The organism is Acidovorax sp. 56 (genome assembly GCF_002749705.1).
Lineage (GTDB): Bacteria > Pseudomonadota > Gammaproteobacteria > Burkholderiales > Burkholderiaceae_C > Acidovorax.
The window spans coordinates 726622-746225 of the sequence record NZ_PEEV01000001.1; the positions used below are offsets into that span (position 1 = coordinate 726622).

Annotated in this window: 13 protein-coding genes; 11 read left to right on the plus strand and 2 right to left on the minus strand. The window is 64.3% G+C overall.

Annotated elements, in window-relative coordinates; translation table 11 throughout:
- The first annotated feature begins 33 nt into the window (after window positions 1–33).
- The 4 genes from clpA to CLU88_RS03100 all read left to right on the plus strand — a co-directional run bounded on the left by clpA (window position 34) and on the right by CLU88_RS03100 (window position 7680).
- The gene (gene clpA, locus CLU88_RS03085) at window positions 34–2379 is read left to right on the plus strand and encodes an ATP-dependent Clp protease ATP-binding subunit ClpA (RefSeq protein WP_099655342.1); all 2346 of its coding nucleotides are present in this window, start codon (window positions 34–36) and stop codon (window positions 2377–2379) included.
- Window positions 2380–2943: 564 nt separating this feature from the next.
- Complete coding sequence (locus tag CLU88_RS03090) at window positions 2944–4254, plus strand: dicarboxylate/amino acid:cation symporter (RefSeq protein ID WP_099655343.1); 1311 nt, start codon at window positions 2944–2946, stop codon at window positions 4252–4254.
- Window positions 4255–4420: 166 nt separating this feature from the next.
- Window positions 4421–6337 (plus strand): ATP-binding protein, encoded by a 1917-nt coding sequence (locus tag CLU88_RS03095; protein WP_099655344.1) that lies wholly within the window; start codon window positions 4421–4423, stop codon window positions 6335–6337.
- A complete protein-coding gene (locus CLU88_RS03100; RefSeq protein WP_099655345.1) occupies window positions 6334–7680 on the plus strand; it encodes a sigma-54 dependent transcriptional regulator in 1347 nt (448 codons plus the stop codon). The genes CLU88_RS03095 and CLU88_RS03100 overlap by 4 nt, the downstream gene beginning before the upstream one ends.
- An 89-nt stretch (window positions 7681–7769) precedes the next feature.
- Here the strand turns inward: CLU88_RS03100 and CLU88_RS03105 are convergent, their stop codons facing one another.
- Complete coding sequence (locus tag CLU88_RS03105; RefSeq protein WP_099655346.1) at window positions 7770–9161, minus strand: lytic murein transglycosylase; 1392 nt, start codon at window positions 9159–9161, stop codon at window positions 7770–7772.
- A gap of 284 nt (window positions 9162–9445) precedes the next feature.
- On the opposite strand from CLU88_RS03105, the gene sbcB reads away from it, so the two are divergent.
- From sbcB to CLU88_RS03135, 6 genes are all read left to right on the plus strand, one after another.
- Complete coding sequence (gene sbcB / locus CLU88_RS03110) at window positions 9446–10891, plus strand: exodeoxyribonuclease I (protein WP_099655347.1); 1446 nt, start codon at window positions 9446–9448, stop codon at window positions 10889–10891.
- A 144-nt stretch (window positions 10892–11035) separates the two neighbouring features.
- Window positions 11036–12280 carry a cystathionine gamma-synthase family protein gene (locus CLU88_RS03115; protein ID WP_099655348.1) on the plus strand — a complete coding sequence of 415 codons (1245 nt, stop codon included), beginning with the start codon at window positions 11036–11038 and terminating at the stop codon, window positions 12278–12280.
- 39 nt (window positions 12281–12319) lie between these two features.
- The gene (locus tag CLU88_RS03120; RefSeq protein WP_099655349.1) at window positions 12320–13633 is read left to right on the plus strand and encodes a protein kinase; all 1314 of its coding nucleotides are present in this window, start codon (window positions 12320–12322) and stop codon (window positions 13631–13633) included.
- A 129-nt stretch (window positions 13634–13762) separates the two neighbouring features.
- Window positions 13763–14458 carry a hypothetical protein gene (locus tag CLU88_RS22665; RefSeq protein WP_143225935.1) on the plus strand — a complete coding sequence of 232 codons (696 nt, stop codon included), beginning with the start codon at window positions 13763–13765 and terminating at the stop codon, window positions 14456–14458.
- Window positions 14341–14964 carry a superoxide dismutase gene (locus tag CLU88_RS03130; RefSeq protein WP_099658608.1) on the plus strand — a complete coding sequence of 208 codons (624 nt, stop codon included), beginning with the start codon at window positions 14341–14343 and terminating at the stop codon, window positions 14962–14964. The genes CLU88_RS22665 and CLU88_RS03130 overlap by 118 nt, the downstream gene beginning before the upstream one ends.
- 67 nt (window positions 14965–15031) lie before the next feature.
- Window positions 15032–16027, plus strand: a complete 996-nt coding sequence (locus CLU88_RS03135) for a ZIP family metal transporter (RefSeq protein ID WP_199173407.1) — start codon at window positions 15032–15034, stop codon at window positions 16025–16027.
- Between the two features lie 101 nt (window positions 16028–16128).
- On the opposite strand, the gene CLU88_RS03140 is transcribed toward CLU88_RS03135, so the two are convergent.
- On the minus strand, window positions 16129–17358 hold the full coding sequence (locus CLU88_RS03140; RefSeq protein WP_099655351.1) for a nucleoside recognition domain-containing protein: 1230 nt from the start codon (window positions 17356–17358) through the stop codon (window positions 16129–16131).
- A gap of 408 nt (window positions 17359–17766) precedes the next feature.
- On the opposite strand from CLU88_RS03140, the gene CLU88_RS03145 reads away from it, so the two are divergent.
- Window positions 17767–19524, plus strand: a complete 1758-nt coding sequence (locus CLU88_RS03145) for a methyl-accepting chemotaxis protein (RefSeq protein WP_099655352.1) — start codon at window positions 17767–17769, stop codon at window positions 19522–19524.
- Window positions 19525–19604: the final 80 nt, after the last annotated feature.

Genomic DNA, 19604 nt, shown 5'->3' on the forward strand with positions numbered 1-19604 from the left:
ATTCCTACCCCGCAAGCACAAAGGAGTTCTCAAATGATTGCCCAAGAACTGGAAGTCAGCTTGCACATGGCCTTTGTCGAGGCCCGCCAGCAACGCCACGAATTCATCACCGTGGAGCACCTGCTGCTTGCACTGCTTGATAACCCTAGCGCCGCCGAAGTGCTGCGTGCCTGTTCGGCCAACATCGATGACCTGCGGTCCTCGTTGTCGAACTTCATCAAAGACAACACCCCACAGGTGGCTGGCACCGACGAGGTGGACACCCAGCCCACGCTGGGCTTTCAGCGCGTGATCCAGCGCGCCATCATGCACGTGCAGTCCACGGGCAATGGCAAGAAGGAAGTCACCGGTGCCAACGTGCTGGTCGCCATTTTTGGCGAGAAGGACTCACACGCCGTGTACTACCTGCACCAGCAGGGTGTTACGCGCCTGGATGTGGTGAACTTCATCGCCCATGGCATCAAAAAGGGCGAGCCGCCAGAGCCCACCAAGGCCGAAAGCCCTGCAGAAAGCGAAGAGGGCGGTAGCGAACGGTCCGAAAAAGCCTCTCCTCTGGAGCAGTACACGCAGAACCTGAACCAGGCTGCGAAGGACGGCAAGATCGACCCCTTGATCGGCCGCCACTACGAGGTGGAGCGCACCATTCAGATCCTGTGCCGCCGCCGCAAGAACAACCCGCTGCTGGTGGGTGAAGCAGGCGTGGGCAAGACGGCGATTGCCGAGGGCTTGGCATGGCGCATCACGCAAAACGATGTGCCGGAAATTCTGGCCGAGGCCGTCGTGTACTCGCTGGACATGGGCGCTTTGTTGGCAGGCACCAAGTACCGTGGCGATTTTGAGCAGCGCCTCAAGGGCGTGCTCAAGGCGCTCAAGGACAAGCCCAACGCGGTGCTGTTCATTGACGAAATCCACACCCTGATTGGTGCGGGTGCGGCTTCGGGTGGCACGCTGGATGCGTCCAACTTGCTCAAGCCTGCGCTGTCCAGCGGGCAGCTCAAGTGCATTGGCGCCACCACGTTCACCGAGTACCGAGGCATCTTCGAGAAAGACGCCGCGCTGTCGCGCCGCTTCCAGAAGGTGGACGTGGTCGAGCCGACGGTGCAAGAAACCATCGACATTCTGAAGGGCCTGAAGTCGCGCTTCGAAGAGCACCACAGCGTGAAGTACGCCGCGGCGGCCCTGCAGGCTGCAGCGGAGTTGAGTGCCAAGTACATCAACGACCGTCATCTGCCCGACAAGGCCATTGACGTGATCGACGAGGCGGGTGCTGCGCAGCGCATCATGGTGCCCAGCAAGCGCAAGAAGACCATCGGCAAGGCCGAGATCGAAGAGATCGTGGCCAAGATCGCGCGCATTCCGCCTGCCAACGTCTCCAACGACGACCGTGGCAAGCTGCAGACACTGGAGCGCGACCTCAAGAGCGTGGTGTTTGGCCAGGACAAGGCACTCGAAGTGCTGGCGTCGTCGGTCAAGATGGCGCGCTCGGGCCTGGGCAAGGGCGACAAGCCGATTGGCTCGTTCCTGTTCAGCGGCCCCACGGGCGTTGGCAAGACCGAAGCGGCCAAGCAATTGGCCTACATCATGGGGATCGAGCTGATCCGCTTCGACATGTCGGAGTACATGGAGCGCCATGCTGTGAGCCGCCTCATTGGCGCGCCTCCGGGCTATGTCGGGTTCGACCAGGGTGGCCTGCTCACCGAAGCCATCACGAAGAAGCCGCACGCGGTGCTGCTGCTCGACGAGATCGAGAAGGCGCACCCGGACATCTTCAATGTGCTGCTGCAGGTCATGGACCATGGCACGCTGACGGACAACAACGGCCGCAAGGCCGACTTCCGCAACGTGCTCATCATCATGACCACGAACGCGGGCGCCGAGACCATGAACAAGGCGACCATTGGCTTTACCAACCCGCGCCAGGCGGGCGACGAAATGGGCGACATCAAGCGCCTGTTCACGCCTGAGTTCCGCAACCGGTTGGATGCGATCGTCAACTTCAAGGCGCTGGACGAACAGATCATCCTGCGCGTGGTGGACAAGTTCCTGCTGCAGCTCGAAACCCAGTTGGCAGAGAAAAAGGTGGAGGTCACCTTCACCGACCAGTTGCGCAAGCACCTGGCCAAGAAGGGCTTCGATCCTTTGATGGGTGCTCGCCCCATGCAGCGCCTGATCCAGGACACCATTCGCCGTGCGCTGGCCGACGAGTTGTTGTTTGGTCGCCTGACGGAAGGTGGTCGCTTGACGGTGGATATCGAAACCAAGACCGACGAAAAAGGTGTGGAGACACCCGAAGTCTTGTTGGACATCCAGCCCTTGCCGAAAAAGGAGCGCTCAGCCAAGGCGGAGCCTGCAGAGCCTGAGGAAGCGACCGCCGATTGACCCGGTAGACGCAGGTGCCGCACGGGCATCTGTGTCCTGCTCCTCCACAAGCCGACCCGATGGGTCGGCTTTTTTTTGCCTCGCCCCTGCCCGCATGGTGCAACCCGTTGTGCGGGGTGATGGATGCACTCCGATCTGCGCGGTTGTTCGATGGTTCGGACGGTGGTGCGTTTTGTTGTTCGGTTTTTCGAATGCCTTTGGGCGGCCGCCATGTGCTTTGTCTTTGCAAATCAATGACTTGGATCGGTAGCAGGCATTGGCACATTGCATGCAAAGGCTAGGGCAGGCTGCGCGAGACGTGGCCAGTTACCCATCGGAGACAAGCCATGCAACATGCCACCCACGGTGGTCCCATCCGTCTGATCGGGAAGGTCCGTCCATCCCCTGGGGTGCGCGATTGCCCAAATCGCCTGACGGGGTCTCGCCACAGCTTGCGTTGTGGTGCGTGTGTGCCGTTCGCACTATTTGCAATGCAGTCTTAGCCCATTCCTTGAGTGCGGCGATTTCTGAACCAGGAAACGCCGCATCGCGGGGTATTTCCTTTTTCAATCCATAGAAGATCGCATGAAACTCAATCGTTTGACCACGATGGTCATCCTGGCCATGGTTTTGGGGGTATTGGTCGGGTACGCCTGCCACACCTGGGCGCCCACGCCTGAGGCTGCCAAGGAAATCGCAGGCTACTTTGGCCTGCTGACCGACATCTTCCTGCGCATGATCAAGATGATCATTGCCCCCCTGGTGTTTGCGACCCTGGCGGCGGGTATGTCCACCATGGGCGATTCGCGCACCGTGGGGCGCATTGGTACGCGCGCTCTGGCGTGGTTCATGGGGGCATCCCTGATCTCCCTGGCGCTGGGCTTGGTCATTGCCAACCTGACCCAGCCGGGCAGTTCGTTGTCGATCCCTTTGCCCGAGGTGGGCACCGCCACACAGCTCAAGACCGGTGCCTTGAACCTGCGTGACTTCATCACCCAGGTGTTCCCCAAGAGCATTGTGGAGTCGATGGCCAACAACGCCATCCTGCAGATCCTGGTGTTCTCGCTGTTCTTTGGCATGGCGCTGGGGCACTTGCACAACCAGGCCGCACGCACCCTGGTGGCCACGTTGGACGAGGTGGTCCATGTGATGCTCAAGGTGACCGACTACGTGATGCGTTTTGCCCCCGTGGGCGTGTTCGGCGCGGTGGCTGGCGCCATCACCACCCAGGGTCTGGGCATGTTGGGGGTGTTTGGCAAGTTCATGCTCAGCTTCTACCTGGCCCTGGCGGCCTTGTGGGTGGTGCTGGTGTTTGCTGGCTACCTGGTCTTGGGGCGCGATGTGTTCCGCCTGCTCAAGCTGATCCGCACGCCCATGCTCATTGGTTTCTCTACCGCCAGCAGCGAATCCGTGTATCCGAAGCTGATGGAGCAACTGGAAAAATTTGGCGTCAAACCCAAGGTCACGGGCTTTGTGCTGCCCCTGGGCTATTCCTTCAATCTGGATGGCTCCATGATCTACACCACGTTTGCAGCCATCTTCATTGCCCAGGCCTATGGCATTGACATGCCTTTGTCCACGCAAATCACCATGCTGCTGGTGCTCATGGTGTCCAGCAAAGGCATTGCCGGTGTGCCACGCGCTTCGCTCGTGGTGGTGGCGGCGGTGCTGCCCATGTTCCATCTCCCTGAAGCCGGTGTGCTGCTGATTCTGGGCATTGACCACTTCCTGGACATGGGGCGCACGCTCACCAACGTCATGGGCAACGCCATTGCCACGGCGGTGGTGGCCAAGTGGGAGAAAGCCATTGACCCCGTCCCCGACACCTTGGCCGAGCGCGAGGAGATGATTCCTGCCGTTGGTGACGACGAGGCCGCCGCCCAGCCTGCAACGTAACGACAGAGGCGGCTGTAGCAACGCGGCCGCCACCTGTTGGCTCAGGTTCTCATCGCATCTGAAGGGCTGGCCTGTGCCAGTCCTTTTTTGTTGGGCGTGTCCATGGCTTTGCCACCACCGCCGTGCCCTGCGTGCAGCACCTGCACTGCTACCATTTCACCCCTTCATGCCATCGCCACGATCCTTGCGCCGTCTCACCGTTTTGCTGCTTTTGGGCGGTGTGCTGCTTTGCGGGGGCATGGCCTACCTGCTGGCCCAGCGCATGGGGCAGGCGCAGATCCAGGCCACGGGTTTGCACCGGCTGGAGCTGTACACCGCCAGCCTGCAGCGTGAGATCAGCAAATACGCCTTTCTGCCCGGCACGCTGGAGCTGCAAAAAGACGTGTTGTCGCTTCTGTCCACCCCATCAGACACATCGCTGCCTCGTCGTGCAGACAGCGTCAATGCCTACCTGGAGCAGCTCAATGAGCGCGCTGGCACGCTTTCCATCTATGTGATCAACCTGCAGGGCCAGGTGGTGGCCACCAGCAACTGGCGCAGGCCTGACAGCTTCATGGGTGAGGACCTGCGGTTCAGGCCTTACTTTCAAGACGCGTTGAGCACCGGCACTGGGCGCCTGTTTGGCATTGGCACGACCCGGGGCGAGCCGGGGTACTACCTGGCGTCCGCCTTGCTGGATGGCAGCCGCACCGTGGGGGTGGCCGTCACCAAAGTCAGCTTGGACCAGCTGGAGCAATCCTGGTCCACCGTCGAGGCGCCGGTCATCGTGACCGATGAAAACGGCGTGGTGATCCTGGGCTCGGTGCCCGACTGGAAGTTCACCGCGCTGCGCCCGCTGGACGAAGCTACACGCAAGGCTTTTGACCAGACCTTGCAATACAACCGCAAGGCACTCACCCCCTTGGGCATGAAGGTGCTGAGCGACCTGGACCAGGGCGCGCGGCTGGTGCGCGTGGCGCGCGAGGGCACCGAAATGGCCTCGGTGTACCCGGTGACGGGCCGCTTCCTGACCCAGTCGCGCGCGCTGCCCGGCACCCCCTGGACGCTCACGGTGTTCTCGCACCTGGCGCGGGCCGATGAGGCGGCGCAAAGCGACGCCCTGATCGCCACCATCGGTGCCGCCTTTGTTGCGCTGCTGGGGTTCATGTTCAACCAGCGCCGTCGCCACGAGCGCGACCGTTTGCGCGACCGCCTGGCTGCGCGCGAGGCGCTGCAGGCCGCACACGATGAGCTGGAGCGCAAGGTGCAGCAGCGCACGGCCGATTTGTCGCGCACCAACGAGCGCCTGCAGTCTGAAGTGCAAGAACGCATTCGCGCCGAAGGCACGCTGCGCGCCGCGCAGAACGAACTGGTGCAGGCGGGCAAGCTGGCGGTGATTGGCCAGCTGTCTGCCGGTGTGGCGCACGAGCTGAACCAGCCGCTGACGGCGCTGCGCACCCTGTCGGGCAACAGCGTGCGGTTTCTGGAGCGGGGCGATTTGCCCACGGTGCGCGTCAACCTGGAGCGCATTGCCCAACTGGCCGACCGCATGGGCCGCATCACGGGCGAGCTGCGGGCCTTTGCCCGCAAATCGACCGGCGAGCCACGGCCCGTGCCACTGCGCGCTGCACTGACCAACGCGCTGGCGGTGCTGGAGCCGCGCATCCAGCAGACCAGCGCCCAGGTGCAGCTGGACATGGCCGAGCCAGAGCCTGTGGCCTGGTGCGATGGCAACCGCCTGGAGCAGGTGCTGGTCAATCTCATCAACAACGCATTGGATGCGATGGCAGGGTGTGCCACTTTGCGTGTCGAAATTCGCTGCGAGCAATTGGCCTCAACGGGGGGCGAGCAGGTGCATGTGCAGGTGCGTGACCTGGGCCCGGGCCTCACCGAAGAGGCACTGGCCCATCTGTTCGAGCCATTTTTCACCACCAAGGGTTCGGGGGACGGGCTGGGCCTGGGGCTGGCCTTGTCTGCGGGCATCGTGCGCGAATCGGGCGGCACGCTCAGTGGGGCCAACCACCCTGACGGCGGCGCTGTGTTCCACTTGGCCTTGCCCGCAGCCCCTCGCCCAGACGCTGATACCGCTCCAGACCGCCCATGACCCCCGACCTCAAGGTCCTCATCGTTGAGGACGACCCCGACATCGTGCTGGGCTGCGAACAAGCCTTGCAACTTGAAGGCATTGCCACCGAAAGCGCCCCCAGCGCCGAGCTGGCCCGGTTGCGCCTGGGGCGTGACTACCCAGGTGTGGTGGTCAGCGACATCCGCTTGCCGAAGATGGACGGCATGGCCTTTTTGCAAGAGCTGATGGGCATGGACCCGGAGCTGCCCGTGGTGCTCATCACTGGCCATGGCGATGTCTCCATGGCTGTGCAGGCCATGAAGGACGGCGCGCACGACTTCATCCAAAAGCCCTTTGCCCCCGAGCAGCTGGTGGGTGCCGTGCGCCGCGCCCTCGACAAGCGCCGCCTGGTGCTGGAGGTGCGCCAGCTGCGCAGCCAGCTCGCGCAGCGCGATGCTATCGAGCGCCTGGTGATGGGCCGTGCGCCCAACATGCAACGCCTGCGCGAGGTGCTGGCGGGCCTGGCGGCCAGCACGGTGGATGTGCTCATCCACGGCGAAACCGGCACCGGCAAAGAGCTGGCCGCCCGTTGCCTGCACGACGCCAGCCCGCGCAGCAAAGGCCACTTTGTGGCCATCAACTGCGGCGGGCTGCCCGATACGCTGTTTGACAGCGAAATGTTTGGCAACGAGGCCGGGGCCTTCACCGGGGCGGGCAAGCGCCGCATCGGCAAGATTGAGCACGCCAGTGGCGGCACGCTGTTTCTCGATGAAATCGAAAGCATGCCCCTGGCCATGCAGATCAAGCTGCTGCGCGTGCTGCAAGAGCGCGTGCTGGAGCGCCTGGGCTCCAACGCGCTCATCCCCATCGACTGTCGCGTGGTGGCTGCGACCAAAGTGGATTTGCTGGAGCTGTGCCGCCAGGGCAAATTTCGCGAAGACCTGTACTACCGCCTGAGCGTTGCCACCGTGGACTTGCCCCCGCTGCGCGAGCGGCGCGAAGACGTGCCGCTGCTGCTGGAGCACTTTGTGATGGGTGCTGCCGCCCGCCACCAGCGCCCAGTGCCCGATCTGCCCGCAGGCCAGTTGCACCAGCTGCTGGGCTACCACTGGCCCGGCAATGTACGCGAGCTGCGCAACGTGGCCGAGCGCATTGTGCTGGGCATTGCTGCAGGCGCAGCGCCTTTTGCCGGGGCGGCGTGCGATGCCGGTGACGCAGCACAGCCCCAGGCGCTGGCGGCTACGGTGGAGGCCTTTGAGCGCACCCTGATCGCCGAAGCCCTGCGCCAGCAGGGTGGCAGCCTGGCCCGCACGGCCGAAGCGCTGCGGGTGCCCAAGACCACCTTGCACGACAAGATTCGCAAATACGGCCTGGGCACTTGATCGCCCTGTAGCCTTGGTGCCCTGGTGTCCTGTCACCAGCCCTGCAGATCGGACCAAAGGGGGGCAGGGCCGTGCTGCTCCTTCGCTGCTTACTTGGCAGGCGTGCTGTTCACCAGGCCCTGCAGCAGCTCCAGCGTGGGATAGCCATCGGCCACCAGGCCCTGGCTTTGTTGGTACTTGCGCAGCCCGGCGCGGGTGGCGGGGCCTTGCACCCCGTCGGGCGTGCCGGTGTCAAAGCCGCGTGCGTTCAGTGCCGTCTGCAATTGGCGCGTTTGCTCGCGCGACAGGGGTTGCAGGTCGCGCGGCCAGTCGGCCACCACGCCGGGGCCACCATCGAGTCGCTGGGCCAGCAGGGCCACGGCCAGTGCGTAGCTGGTGGAGTTGTTGTAGCGCAGGATGGTGCGAAAGTTTTGCCCCACCAAGAACGCCGGGCCGCGTGCGCCCGCAGGCTCCAGCACGGCGGCCGATGCCATGTCTGGCAGTGGGCTGCCAGACAGGGTTTGCAAACCCTCTGCCGCCCACTGGGCAGTGCTTTGGCGCACTGTCAGTTCGGCCCGGGCATGGTCAAAGCCTGCTGGCAAGCGCACCTCGGTGCCCCAGGTTTCACGCGGCTGCCAGCCTTCGGCCGCCACAAATTTGGCCGTGGACGCAAGCACGTCCGGGATGCTGCCCCAGATGTCGCGGCGCCCGTCGCCATCGGCATCCACAGCGTGGGCCAGAAACACCGAGGGGATGAACTGCGTGTGCCCCATGGCACCTGCCCAAGAGCCCACCATGGCCTCGGGCGCAATGTCGCCCAGGTCGATGATGCGCAGCGCGGCCAGCAACTCAGACTGCGCCCATGCCTGGCGCCGGCCTTCGTAGGCCAGGGTGGCCAGTGCATCCACGGCGCGGAAGTTGCCGAAATTGCCGCCGTAGTTGCTCTCTATGCCCCAAAAGGCGGTGAGGATGCTGGCGGGCACGCCGTAGCGGTTGGCTGCCGCCTCCAGCGGTGCGCGGTGCGCCGCCATTTGTGCTTGCCCTTGCGTCACGCGCTGGCGCGACACGGCGCTGTCCAGGTACGCCCAAGGGGTGCGGTTGAACTCGGGCTGTGAGCGGTCCAGCTCGATCACTCGGGGCTGCCACTGGGCCTGGCCCAGCACGTCGCGCACGGTCTCGGGGCGTATGCCTGCGGCCAGCGCCTGGGGCGCAAATGCCTCGCGCCAGCGGGCAAAGCCCTGCGCGTGTTCTGCGTCGGCAACATTCAGGGGCGTGGCCGACTGGGCCGATGGCTGGGCTGCTGCTTGCGTTGGGGTTGGCACGGGGGGCGTCACGGTGGTTGTCGCCGTGGCAAGGTTGGGGGCGCTGCCTGGCCCGCTGGCGCAGCCCGTCAGTGCTTGTGTGAAGGCCAGTGCGCAGGCCAGTGCCGTCCAGCCCAGGCGCGCTGGGTGGGTGCGTCCAGCGGCCTGGGCCGCCAAGGAAGTAAGGTGTGTGCGGTGCATGCAGCATTGTCCCGCGTTGCCTTGGGCTGCGGCCCCGTGCATGCCTTCGGGATGTATCGCTGTGTGTGCATGGCGGGCGTGCAATACGGGTTATCTGCTATATGTTTTATAGCTGCTAGCGCTTATCCAATAAGCGCTAGGTGCCAAAATGGTTTGAAATCGGGTTACAGTTGGCGCTTTCGCCAAGCCCCTGCACTGGCTGGGGCCTGGTGCGCGGATTGCACCGCGCCTGCCCTCTGCGACCGCTTCAGCAACTGTATTGCGACCGTTTCACTGCGACCACCATGGCTTCACACACCTTTCTCTGGCACGACTACGAAACCTTTGGTGCCAACACCCGGCGCGATCGCCCGGCGCAGTTCGCCGCTATCCGCACCGATGCCGACCTCAACGAGATCGGCGAGCCGCTGATGATCTACTGCCAGCCGGCCAACGACTACCTGCCCGACCCACAGTCCTGCCTCATCACCGGCATCACCCCCCAGCTCTGCCTGGAAAAAGGCCTGCCCGAGCGCGAGTTTGCCCACCGCATTGAGGCCGAGTTTGCCCAGCCCGGCACCATCGGTGTGGGCTACAACACCATCCGGTTTGACGACGAGATCACGCGCTTCATGTTCTGGCGCAACCTCATCGACCCCTATGCACGCGAGTGGCAAAACCAGTGCGGCCGCTGGGACTTGCTGGACGTGGTGCGCATGACCTACGCGCTGCGGCCCGACGGCATCCACTGGCCCAAAAAGGAAGACGGCGCACCCAGCTTCAAGCTCGAACACCTTTCCAAAGCCAACGGCCTGTTGCACGAGGCCGCGCACGATGCGCTGTCGGACGTGCGCGCCACCATTGCGCTGGCGCGCCTGATTCGCCAGCACAACGCCAAGCTGTTTGACTTTGCCCTGGCGCTGCACAAAAAAGACCGCGTGGCCACCGAGCTGCGCCTGCCCGCCACGGCCATCACGGCGCGGCCTTTCTTACATGTGTCGGGCATGTTCCCGACCGAGCGCGGCTGCCTGGGCGTGATGTGGCCACTGGCCAGCCACCCCACCAACAAGAACGAGCTGATCGCCTGGGACCTGGCCCACGACCCGCGCGAGCTGGCCGCGCTGAATGTGGACGACCTGCGCCTGCGCATGTTCACCCGCGCTGCTGACCTGCCCGAAGGCGTCACGCGCCTGCCCATCAAAACCATCCACCTCAACAAGTCGCCCATGGTGGTGGGCAATGTGAACACCCTCACGCCCGCGCTGGCGCAGCGCTGGGGCATTGACTTGGCGAAGGCGGCAGAGCATGCCGAGGTGGCGCGCAGCCTGCCCGACATGAGCGGCATCTGGCCCGCCGTGTTTGCCCGGCCTGCCGAGCCCACGCCCGATGTGGACCAGGACCTGTATGGCGGCTTTGTGGGCAACAACGACCGGCGCTATTTGAACGAGCTGCGCGAAATGTCAGGCGCCAAGCTGGCCACGGCCCGCACGGGCTTTGATGACCCACGCCTGGCCGAGCTGGTCTGGCGCTACCGGGCGCGCAACTTTCCGCAAACCCTCACGCCAGAAGAGCAGGAGCGCTGGGAAGCCCACCGCGCCGCCTGCCTGTTTGATGGGCAGGGCGGGGCGCGCACGGTAGAGCAGCTGTTCACCGAAATCGACCAACTCTCCGAGACCGCCGACGACGATCGCACGCAGGACATCCTGGGTGCGCTGTACGATTACGCCGAACACATTGCGCCTGAACGGTAGAGCCTCCCTGAGGCGCTGCGCGCCTTCCCCCTCAGGGGGCGCACCCAGTGGCCTGGCAGAGCCAGTTCTACGGGTGCGCTGGCATCACGGCGCGCCAGTATCGGCCGCTGGGCTTTGCACACAGAACTCTCTTTGCACGCTTTTATGACGACACCGCACAAACCCAACTTCACCACGCAAATCGTTCACGCCGACCGCTGGGGCGGCGCAGAAAAGGGGGCCGTGCACCAGCCCATCCATTCGTCGGTGCAGTACGGCTACGACACGGTCGAAGACCTGATTGCGGTCTTCCAGGGCACGGCCAAGGGGGGCTTCAACTACGCCCGCCAGGGCACGCCCACCACGGCAGCGCTGGAGACCAAGATCACCCAAATGGAAGGCGGCGTGGGCACCATCGTCTTCTCTACCGGCATGGCCGCCTTGTGCGCGGTGTTTCTCACCCTGCTCAAGGCAGGCGACCACCTGGTGGCCAGCAAGTTTGTGTTTGGCAACACCAACAGCGTGTTTGGCACGCTGGCCGACTTGGGCGTGGAAGTGACCACGGTGGACGCCACCGACACCGCCCAGGTGCAAGCCGCCGTGCGCCCCAACACCCGCATGGTGTTTGTCGAGACCATTGCCAACCCCGGCACGCAAATCCCTGACCTCGAAGGCATCGGCGCACTGTGCCGCAGCAAAGGCCTGCTGTACGTGGTGGACAACACCGTGGCTTCGCCCTACCTCTTTCAGCCCGCCACCGTGGGGGCTGGGCTGGTGATGAATTCGCTCACCAAGAGCATCGGTGGCCACGGCGATGCGCTGGGCGGCGCCATCACCGACACGGGCTTGTTTGACTGGGCCACATACCCCAACATCTTCGCGGCCTATCGCAAGGGCGATGCCAAGGGCTGGGGCCTGCAGCAGGTGCGCAAAAAGGGCCTGCGCGACATGGGGGGCACGCTGTCGTCGCACAGCGCCCACCAGATCGCGCTGGGCGCAGAAACCCTGGCCCTGCGCATGGACCGCACCAGTGCCACGGCCTTGGCCCTGGCCCAGTGGCTGGAGCAGCACCCGGCCGTGGCCAAGGTGCATTACCCGCTGCTGCCCTCGCACCCGCAGTACGAGCAGGCGCGCAAGCACTTCAAGTCCGGCTCTTGGCTGCTGTCGTTCGAGCTGAAGGACGCCGCCCAGTGCCTGCCGCTGTGCAACCGCCTGCGCCTGCCCATCAAGGCCACGGGGCTGGCCGACACGCGCACGCTCATCATTCCGGTGGCCCACACCATCTTCTGGGAGGCGGGCCCCGAGGTGCGCGCCAACATGGGCATTGGCGACGGCATGATCCGCCTGTCGGTGGGTCTGGAAGATGCGCAAGACCTGCTGGCCGATTTTGAGCAGGCCCTGGCGGGCTGATCGCCCCTTGATTCACACCACTTGCCGCAGGCTGACCCCATGAGCCATCCCACCGATTTGCCCTTTCACATTGGCAAGTACCAGGTGCAGGCCGAACTGGGGCGGGGCGCTACCGGGGTGGTGTACCTGGCGGTGGACGGTTTCAAGGGCCGCCAGGTGGCCATCAAAGAGGTGCATGCCCACCTGCTGCGCAAGCCCGACGATGCCGAGCGCTACCGCAAGCTGCTGCGCAACGAGGTGATGCTCACGGCCCGGCTGCGGCACCCCAACATCGTTCGCCTGCTCGATGCGGACGAGCAGGCGACCCAGCCTTACCTGGTGCTGGAGTATGTGGACGGCCAGCCCCTGTCGGCCTTCACCACGCCCGACACCCTGCTGCCCGTGGCCCAGGTGCTCGACATTGCCTACAAGTGCTGCAACGCACTGGAGCATGCACAGCGCGAAGGCCTGGTGCACCGCGACATCAAGCCCGCCAACGTGCTGCTGTCCCAGGAGGGCGAGGTCAAACTCACCGACTTTGGCGCTGCCCTGGCGGTGCGCAGCGATGCCACACAACTGGCCGGGTTGGTGGGCTCGCCCTCGTACATGTCGCCCGAGCAGGTGCAAGAGCAGGACCTGACGCACCACAGCGACATGTTCTCGCTGGCCGTGGTGGTGTACGAGCTACTAACCGGGCGCCGCCCGTTCGATGCCGAAACCGACTTCGCCACGCTCTACCGCATCACCCACGAAGCGCCCACCGCACCGCGCCTGCTGCGCACCGATTTGCCCGAGCACCTGGACGCCGTGCTACTGCGCGCCCTGGCCAAGCAACCCCAAGACCGCTTTGCCACGTGGGCTGACTTTGCCAACGCCTTGCTGGCCGTGCAGCACGCGCTGCCCGCTCAGCGCTCGCAAGACTCTGAAGCGCAGCGCTTTGCGCTGCTGCGGGCCCTGCCGTTTTTTGCGGACTTCCACGACGTGGCGCTGTGGGAGCTGATGCGCCTGGGCCGTTGGCGCTGGGCCCCCAAGGGCAAAGTCATCCTGTTTGAAGGCCAGCCCGGCGACTCGTTCTACGTGCTGGTGGAGGGGCGCGTCAGCATCACCCGGGAGGGCTGGCAACTGAGCACGCTGGGCCCGGGTGTGACGCTGGGCGAAATGACGTACTTGCAGCCCGAGCACAAGATCCGCAGCGCCACCGCTGTGGCCGAGACGGATGTGCTGGTGCTCAAGGTGCGCAACCCCTCGCTGATGGAAGCCTCTGCCGATCTGCAGTCGCGCTTTGACAAGGCGTTCATCAAGGTGCTGGTGTCGCGCCTGGTGGCCACCAGCAAGCAGCTGGGCGCGTGGGAGTTGAGTGCGCCGCAGGACTGAATAGATTGCCGAAATGCGGCGGGTGGCTAACGCCCTGCCGTAGACATTGTTTTTGAGAATCGTTATCATTTAACTGCCTGAGTACGCCACACCCCGTCCAACGCAAAAGGCTCCAACAGGAGCTGCGTGATGGACCTCCAAGCCTCGATTTCTTCAGCCCTCCCATGGGCCCCAGTGCCCACCAGCGCCACGCTGGCCGATTGGGAGCGCCTCATGCGCCGCGCAGGCGCTGCCTTGCAGATGCAGCAATGGCGCATGGCGCTCGGCTACCAACGCCAGGCCCTGGCTGTGGCGCTGGGCATTGCACACCAACCACCCGCAGGCCGTGAGGACGATTGCGTGGCCGCATTGGTGGTCTCGCACCTGAACCTGGCCGATCTTTCGCAGGAGGCGGCAGCACCCGGTGAGTCCGCACGCCTGCTGTGCCACGCCCACGCCACGCTGCTGGCCTGGATGGCAGACCCCACCGCCACGCCCGCGCTGCAGCAAGCCGCCTGGCGCCACAGCCGCGAGACACACGCTGCACTGCTGCGCCATGTGGCCCAGCACGGCCCGCAGGCCGATGTAGTGCGCCTGCTGCAGGCCAGCCACCCCATCCCCACACGCGCACGCATTGAGCTTCCGTGGGCACTGTGGCCCACCCACACGCCTTCTTTGCGTTGCGACGCATCCCCCTCTCACTTTTCATCGCTTTTGAGGAGACCCCTTTGCCCTACGAACTGCCCCCATTGCCCTATGCCTACGACGCTCTGGAGCCGCATGTGGATGCCCGCACCATGGAGATCCACCACACGCGTCACCACCAGACCTACATCAACAACCTGAATGCCGCGTTGCAAGGCACACCGCATGCCGACTTGCCGATTGACGAGCTGGTGTCGCGCCTGGTGCTGCTGCCCGAGGCGCTGCAGCCCGCTGTGCGCAACAACGGCGGCGGCCATGCCAACCACAGTCTGTTCTGGTGCGTGATGTCGCCCACCGGCGGTGGCTTGCCCCAGGGCGATTTGGCCCGTGCCATCGACGCAGAGCTGGGCGGGTTTGATGCGTTCAAAGACGCCTTCACCAAGGCTGCCATCAGCCGCTTTGGCAGCGGCTGGGCTTGGCTCAGTGTGTCGCCGCAGGGCATGCTGGTGGTGGAGAGCACGGGCAACCAGGACAGCCCGCTCATGTCTGGCCTGATGTCGGGCAACACCCCCATCCTGGGGCTGGACGTGTGGGAGCACGCCTATTACCTGCACTACCAGAACCGGCGCGCCGACTACATCGCCGCTTTCTACAACGTCATCGACTGGCCCGAGGTGGCCCGCCGCTACGCGCAGGCGCGGGCCTGAGAGGGCCCCGCTTTTGCATGGCCCTTGCCATCGCGCCCGTCTTCTGACCTTTTGCGAGACCACCACCATGTCTATACCGCATGCTTCCCACGCGCCATCCCAAGCACCGGTGGCTGCAAGCCCCGCCCCAGCCTATGTGGAGGCGGGGGCGGCCGGGGAGGGCGGTGATGGCACCGTGCAACCCGCCTATCTGCGCTGGCAGGGCCACTGGCGCCAGCGCCTGGGCTTGGGCATCGTGCTGCTGGGGGCGGTGGTGCTGGCCTTGCATGGCTGGCGCATGGTGGCCACGCAGCCACTGGTGCGAGATGCCTTGCTGGGCGGGCTGTTGGCGGCCTTGGCCACTGCGCTGGGGGCCGTGCCGGTGTGGTTCTCGCAGCAGTTGTCTGCCCGCGTGCAAGACACCTTGTTTGGCTTTGGCGCGGGCGTCATGCTGGCGGCCTGCTCGTTCTCGCTGATCTTGCCGGGCCTGCAAGCCGCCCGCGCGGCGGGTGCTGGGGGCTGGGCTGCTGGGGGCACCATAGGCGCTGCCATTTTGCTGGGCGCTGCGGCACTGCTGTGCCTGGAGCGGTGGCTGCCGCACGAGCATTTCATCAAAGGGGTGGAGGGCCAGGCCTCGCGCACGCTGCGGCGCACCTGGCTGTTTGTGTTTGCGATTGCGCTGCATAACCTGCCCGAAGGGCTGGCCATTGGCGTGGCCTACGCTGGCGGCGATGCCTTGCGCGCCGGTGCATTGACCACCGGCATTGCCATCCAGGATGTGCCCGAGGGGCTGGTGGTGGCCGTGGCGCTGTTGGCTGCGGGCTACCGGCGCACGCTGGCCGTGGGGCTGGGCATGGCCTCGGGGTTGGTCGAGCCCTTGGGGGCCGTGCTGGGGGCGGTGGTCATCAGCCACTCGGCCAGCCTGCTGCCCTGGGGCCTCGGCTTTGCTGCGGGGGCCATGCTGTTTGTCATCAGCCACGAGATCATTCCCGAATCCCACCGCAAGGGGCACGAGGCCTGGGCCACGGGCGGGCTGATGTGGGGCTTTGTGCTGATGATGCTGCTGGACACCGCGCTGGGGTGATGTCTCACATCAGCGTGGCGATGAATGCTATTTATTTAATAGCTGCTTGCGCTTGATTGGTAAGCGCTACAGGCCAATTTGGCTTGAATCGTAGTGGGCCTTCAACCAAAAAACTGGTAGCACACCGCAATGGCCGCCACCACCCCGGCCAGCTCGGCCACCAGCGCACAGGCCACGGCGTGCCGGGCGCGCTGAATGCCCACGGCCCCAAAGTACACCGCCAGCACGTAAAACGTGGTTTCGGTGCTGCCCTGGATGGTGGCCGCAGCCAGCGCGGCAAAGCTGTCTACGCCCTGTGTCTGCATGGTTTCGATCAGCATGGCCCGCGCCGCGCTGCCTGAAAACGGCTTGACCAGTGCGGTCGGCAGCGCGTCCACAAACCGTGCATCCACCCCCAGGGTGTTCACGCACCAGCGAATCCCCTCCAGCGCATACCCCAGCGCCCCCGATGCCCGCAGCACGCCCACCGCACACAGCATGGCCACCAGGTAGGGCAGCAGCCCTTTGGCCACATCAAAGCCCTCGCGTGCGCCCTCCACAAAGGCTTCGTACACCGGCACCTTGCGCCAGGCGCCAATCGCCACAAACGCCACCACCAGCCCAAACAGCGTGAGGTTGCCCAGCAGCGAGGACAACTGCGCCAGCGCCGCTGCGCTCAGGGTGCTTAGCAGCGCCATGAAGCCGCCTAGCACCAGCGCCACCGGCAGCAAATACGCCAGCACCACCGGGTGCCACAGCGGCAGCCGCTGTACCACGGCCACGGCCAGCAGCCCCGCCAGGGTGGATGCCGAGGTCGCCAGCAAGATGGGCAAAAACACCAGCGTAGGGTCGTGCGCCCCTTGCTGCATGCGGTACATGAAGATGGTGACGGGCAGCAGCGTGAGCGATGAGGCGTTGAGCACCAGGAACAGAATCTGCGCGTTGGTGGCCGTTGCGGGCTCGCGGTTCAACTCTTGCAGCGCGCGCATGGCTTTGAGCCCCATGGGGGTGGCGGCGTTGTCCAGCCCCAGGGCGTTGGCGGCAAAGTTCAAAGTCATCAAGCCCAGGGCAGGGTGGCCACGTGGCACCTCGGGCATCAGGCGGGCAAACAGGGGCGCCAGCCAGCGCGCCAGCACATCCACAATGCCGGCCTTTTCTGCAATGCGCAAAAAGCCCAACCACAGCGTGAGCGTGCCAAACAGCAGCACCATCACCTCCACCGAGAGCTTGGCCATGGCAAACAGCGACTCGACCATGGCCGCAAACACCTGGGCTTGGCCACCCAGAAGCCACTGGGCCAGCGCGGCAATGGCTGCTGTCAGGAAAAAGCCCAGCCAAAGGGTGTTGAGCATGTGAAGTGATCGGAAGGATTGGATTTAGAGGCTGCTGGGAAGGGCCGGGCGCAGCGATATGCGAGGCAGTTTAAGGGAGGTTCCAAGCCCGGGCTGGCTGCGGCTGTGCGTGGGTGTGGCAAGCAACATGGGCCAACTCTCGGATTTGCCTGAAATCAAAATTTGGTTGTTTTTATCATTTTTGCTGATTTTGTGATAAATTCGCGTTGTTGCTTCTGGCAGCAAATTCGGGCGTAATCGCAAAAATGAGATTGCCCGACGGCGTTGCGAGCTGCAAGCTCAAGCGCCTAGTAGCCAAGGAGCGTCGCGGTCTTCGCCAACAGCGCGGTTTTGGGGCATGTGATGCATGCGTCGAAGCTGGCACAGGATGATGAACGCAAGGTTTCAAGTCGTCTAAAAGAGGGTTCCATGAAAAACTTGAAGATTTCCACCCGCCTGTCTGGCGCGTTTGCGTTGTTGGTGTTGATGCTGGTGGGTTTGGCCGTTGCCGCCATGGCCCAGCTGTCTGCCATGCGCGCGGCCACAGCAGACATCAGTGACAACTGGCTGCCCAGTGTAGAGGTGGTCAACAGCATCGATGCGCAAACCTCCGAACTGCGCTTGATTGTGCTGACCCACATCATGAACACCGACGAGGCCGCCATGGCCAAGATCGACCAGCAACTGCTGGCAGGCCGCGCAAAAATGGCCCAGTTGCGAAAGACGTATGAAGCTCTCATCAGCAGCCCTGAAGAGAAGAAGCTCTACGAAGAATTTGCCAGCAACTGGGCCAAATACATCAGCGTCAATGACACGGCACTGGCCCACTCGCGCAAGAACGAAAACGACCAGGCCAAGGCAATCGTTGAAGGCGAGTCCGCCAAGCTGTATGTGACCAGCGGTGAAATGCTGGACAAACTCGTCAAGCTGAATTCCGATGGTGCTGCCGAAGCCAAAAAAGTCTCCGAAAGCACCTACGCCACAGCCCGCAACACCCTGCTGATCGTGGCCGCGCTGGCCATCGCCCTGGCCATTGCCGCCGCCCTGTGGCTCATCCGCTCGATCACCGCCCCCCTGTCCCGCGCCGTAGAAGTGGCCGACCAAGTGGCCGCAGGCGACCTCAGCGCCCACATCGAAGTCACCTCCACCGACGAAACCGGCCAGTTGCTCGGAGCCCTGCAACGCATGCAGCAAAGCCTGGTGCGCACCGTCTCCGTCGTGCGCCAGAACTCAGAAAGCGTAGCCTCGGCCAGCGCCGAGATTGCCTCGGGCAACAACGACCTGAGCGCCCGCACCGAACAACAAGCCAGCGCCCTGGAAGAAACCGCAGCCTCCATGGAAGAGCTCGGCTCCACCGTGCGCCAAAACGCAGACAACGCCCGCACCGCCAACCAACTGGCCATGAGCGCATCGACCGTTGCCACCCAAGGCGGAGAAGTGGTTGCCGAAGTGGTGGAGACCATGAAAGGCATCAACGCCAGCAGCAACAAGATTGCAGACATCATCAGCGTGATCGACGGCATCGCCTTCCAGACCAACATCCTGGCGCTGAACGCTGCCGTGGAAGCCGCCCGTGCAGGCGAACAAGGGCGAGGCTTTGCGGTGGTAGCCACCGAAGTGCGCAACCTGGCAGGACGCAGCGCAGAAGCGGCCAAAGAAATCAAGAGCCTGATCATGGCCAGCGTAGAGCGGGTAGAACAAGGCACCCTGCTGGTAGACAAAGCAGGCAGCACCATGACCGAAGTCGTCACGGCCATTAGGCGCGTGACCGACATCATGGGAGAAATCAGCGCGGCCAGCAGCGAACAAAGCGCAGGGGTAGGCCAAGTGGGCGAAGCCGTGACGCAAATGGACCAGGCGACCCAGCAAAACGCGGCCTTGGTGGAAGAAATGGCAGCAGCGGCCAGCAGCCTCAACAGCCAGGCGAGCGAGCTGGTCAACGCCGTGGCGGTGTTCAAACTGGCCCACGATGCCAGCAGCAGCTACAACGCCCCGCGTCCAGGCAACACCAGTAGCTTCAAGCCCGTTGGCAGCAGTGCGGCCCGGCCTGCGCTGAGCAAGCCCAAGGCGACAACGGCCAAAGCACCAGCCCAAAGTAAGCCAGCGGCGAGCCTGGCTGCCCCTCAAGCGCCAGCGCCCAAGGCAGCGAAGGCCGGGGGCAATGATGATGAGTGGGAGAGCTTCTAAGTTGAGCTGAGCGGAGTTGGACGTGAAAGGGCGCGGGGGAGGGCATTGCCTTCCTGCCGCCATCGCGCCAGCCGCTACCA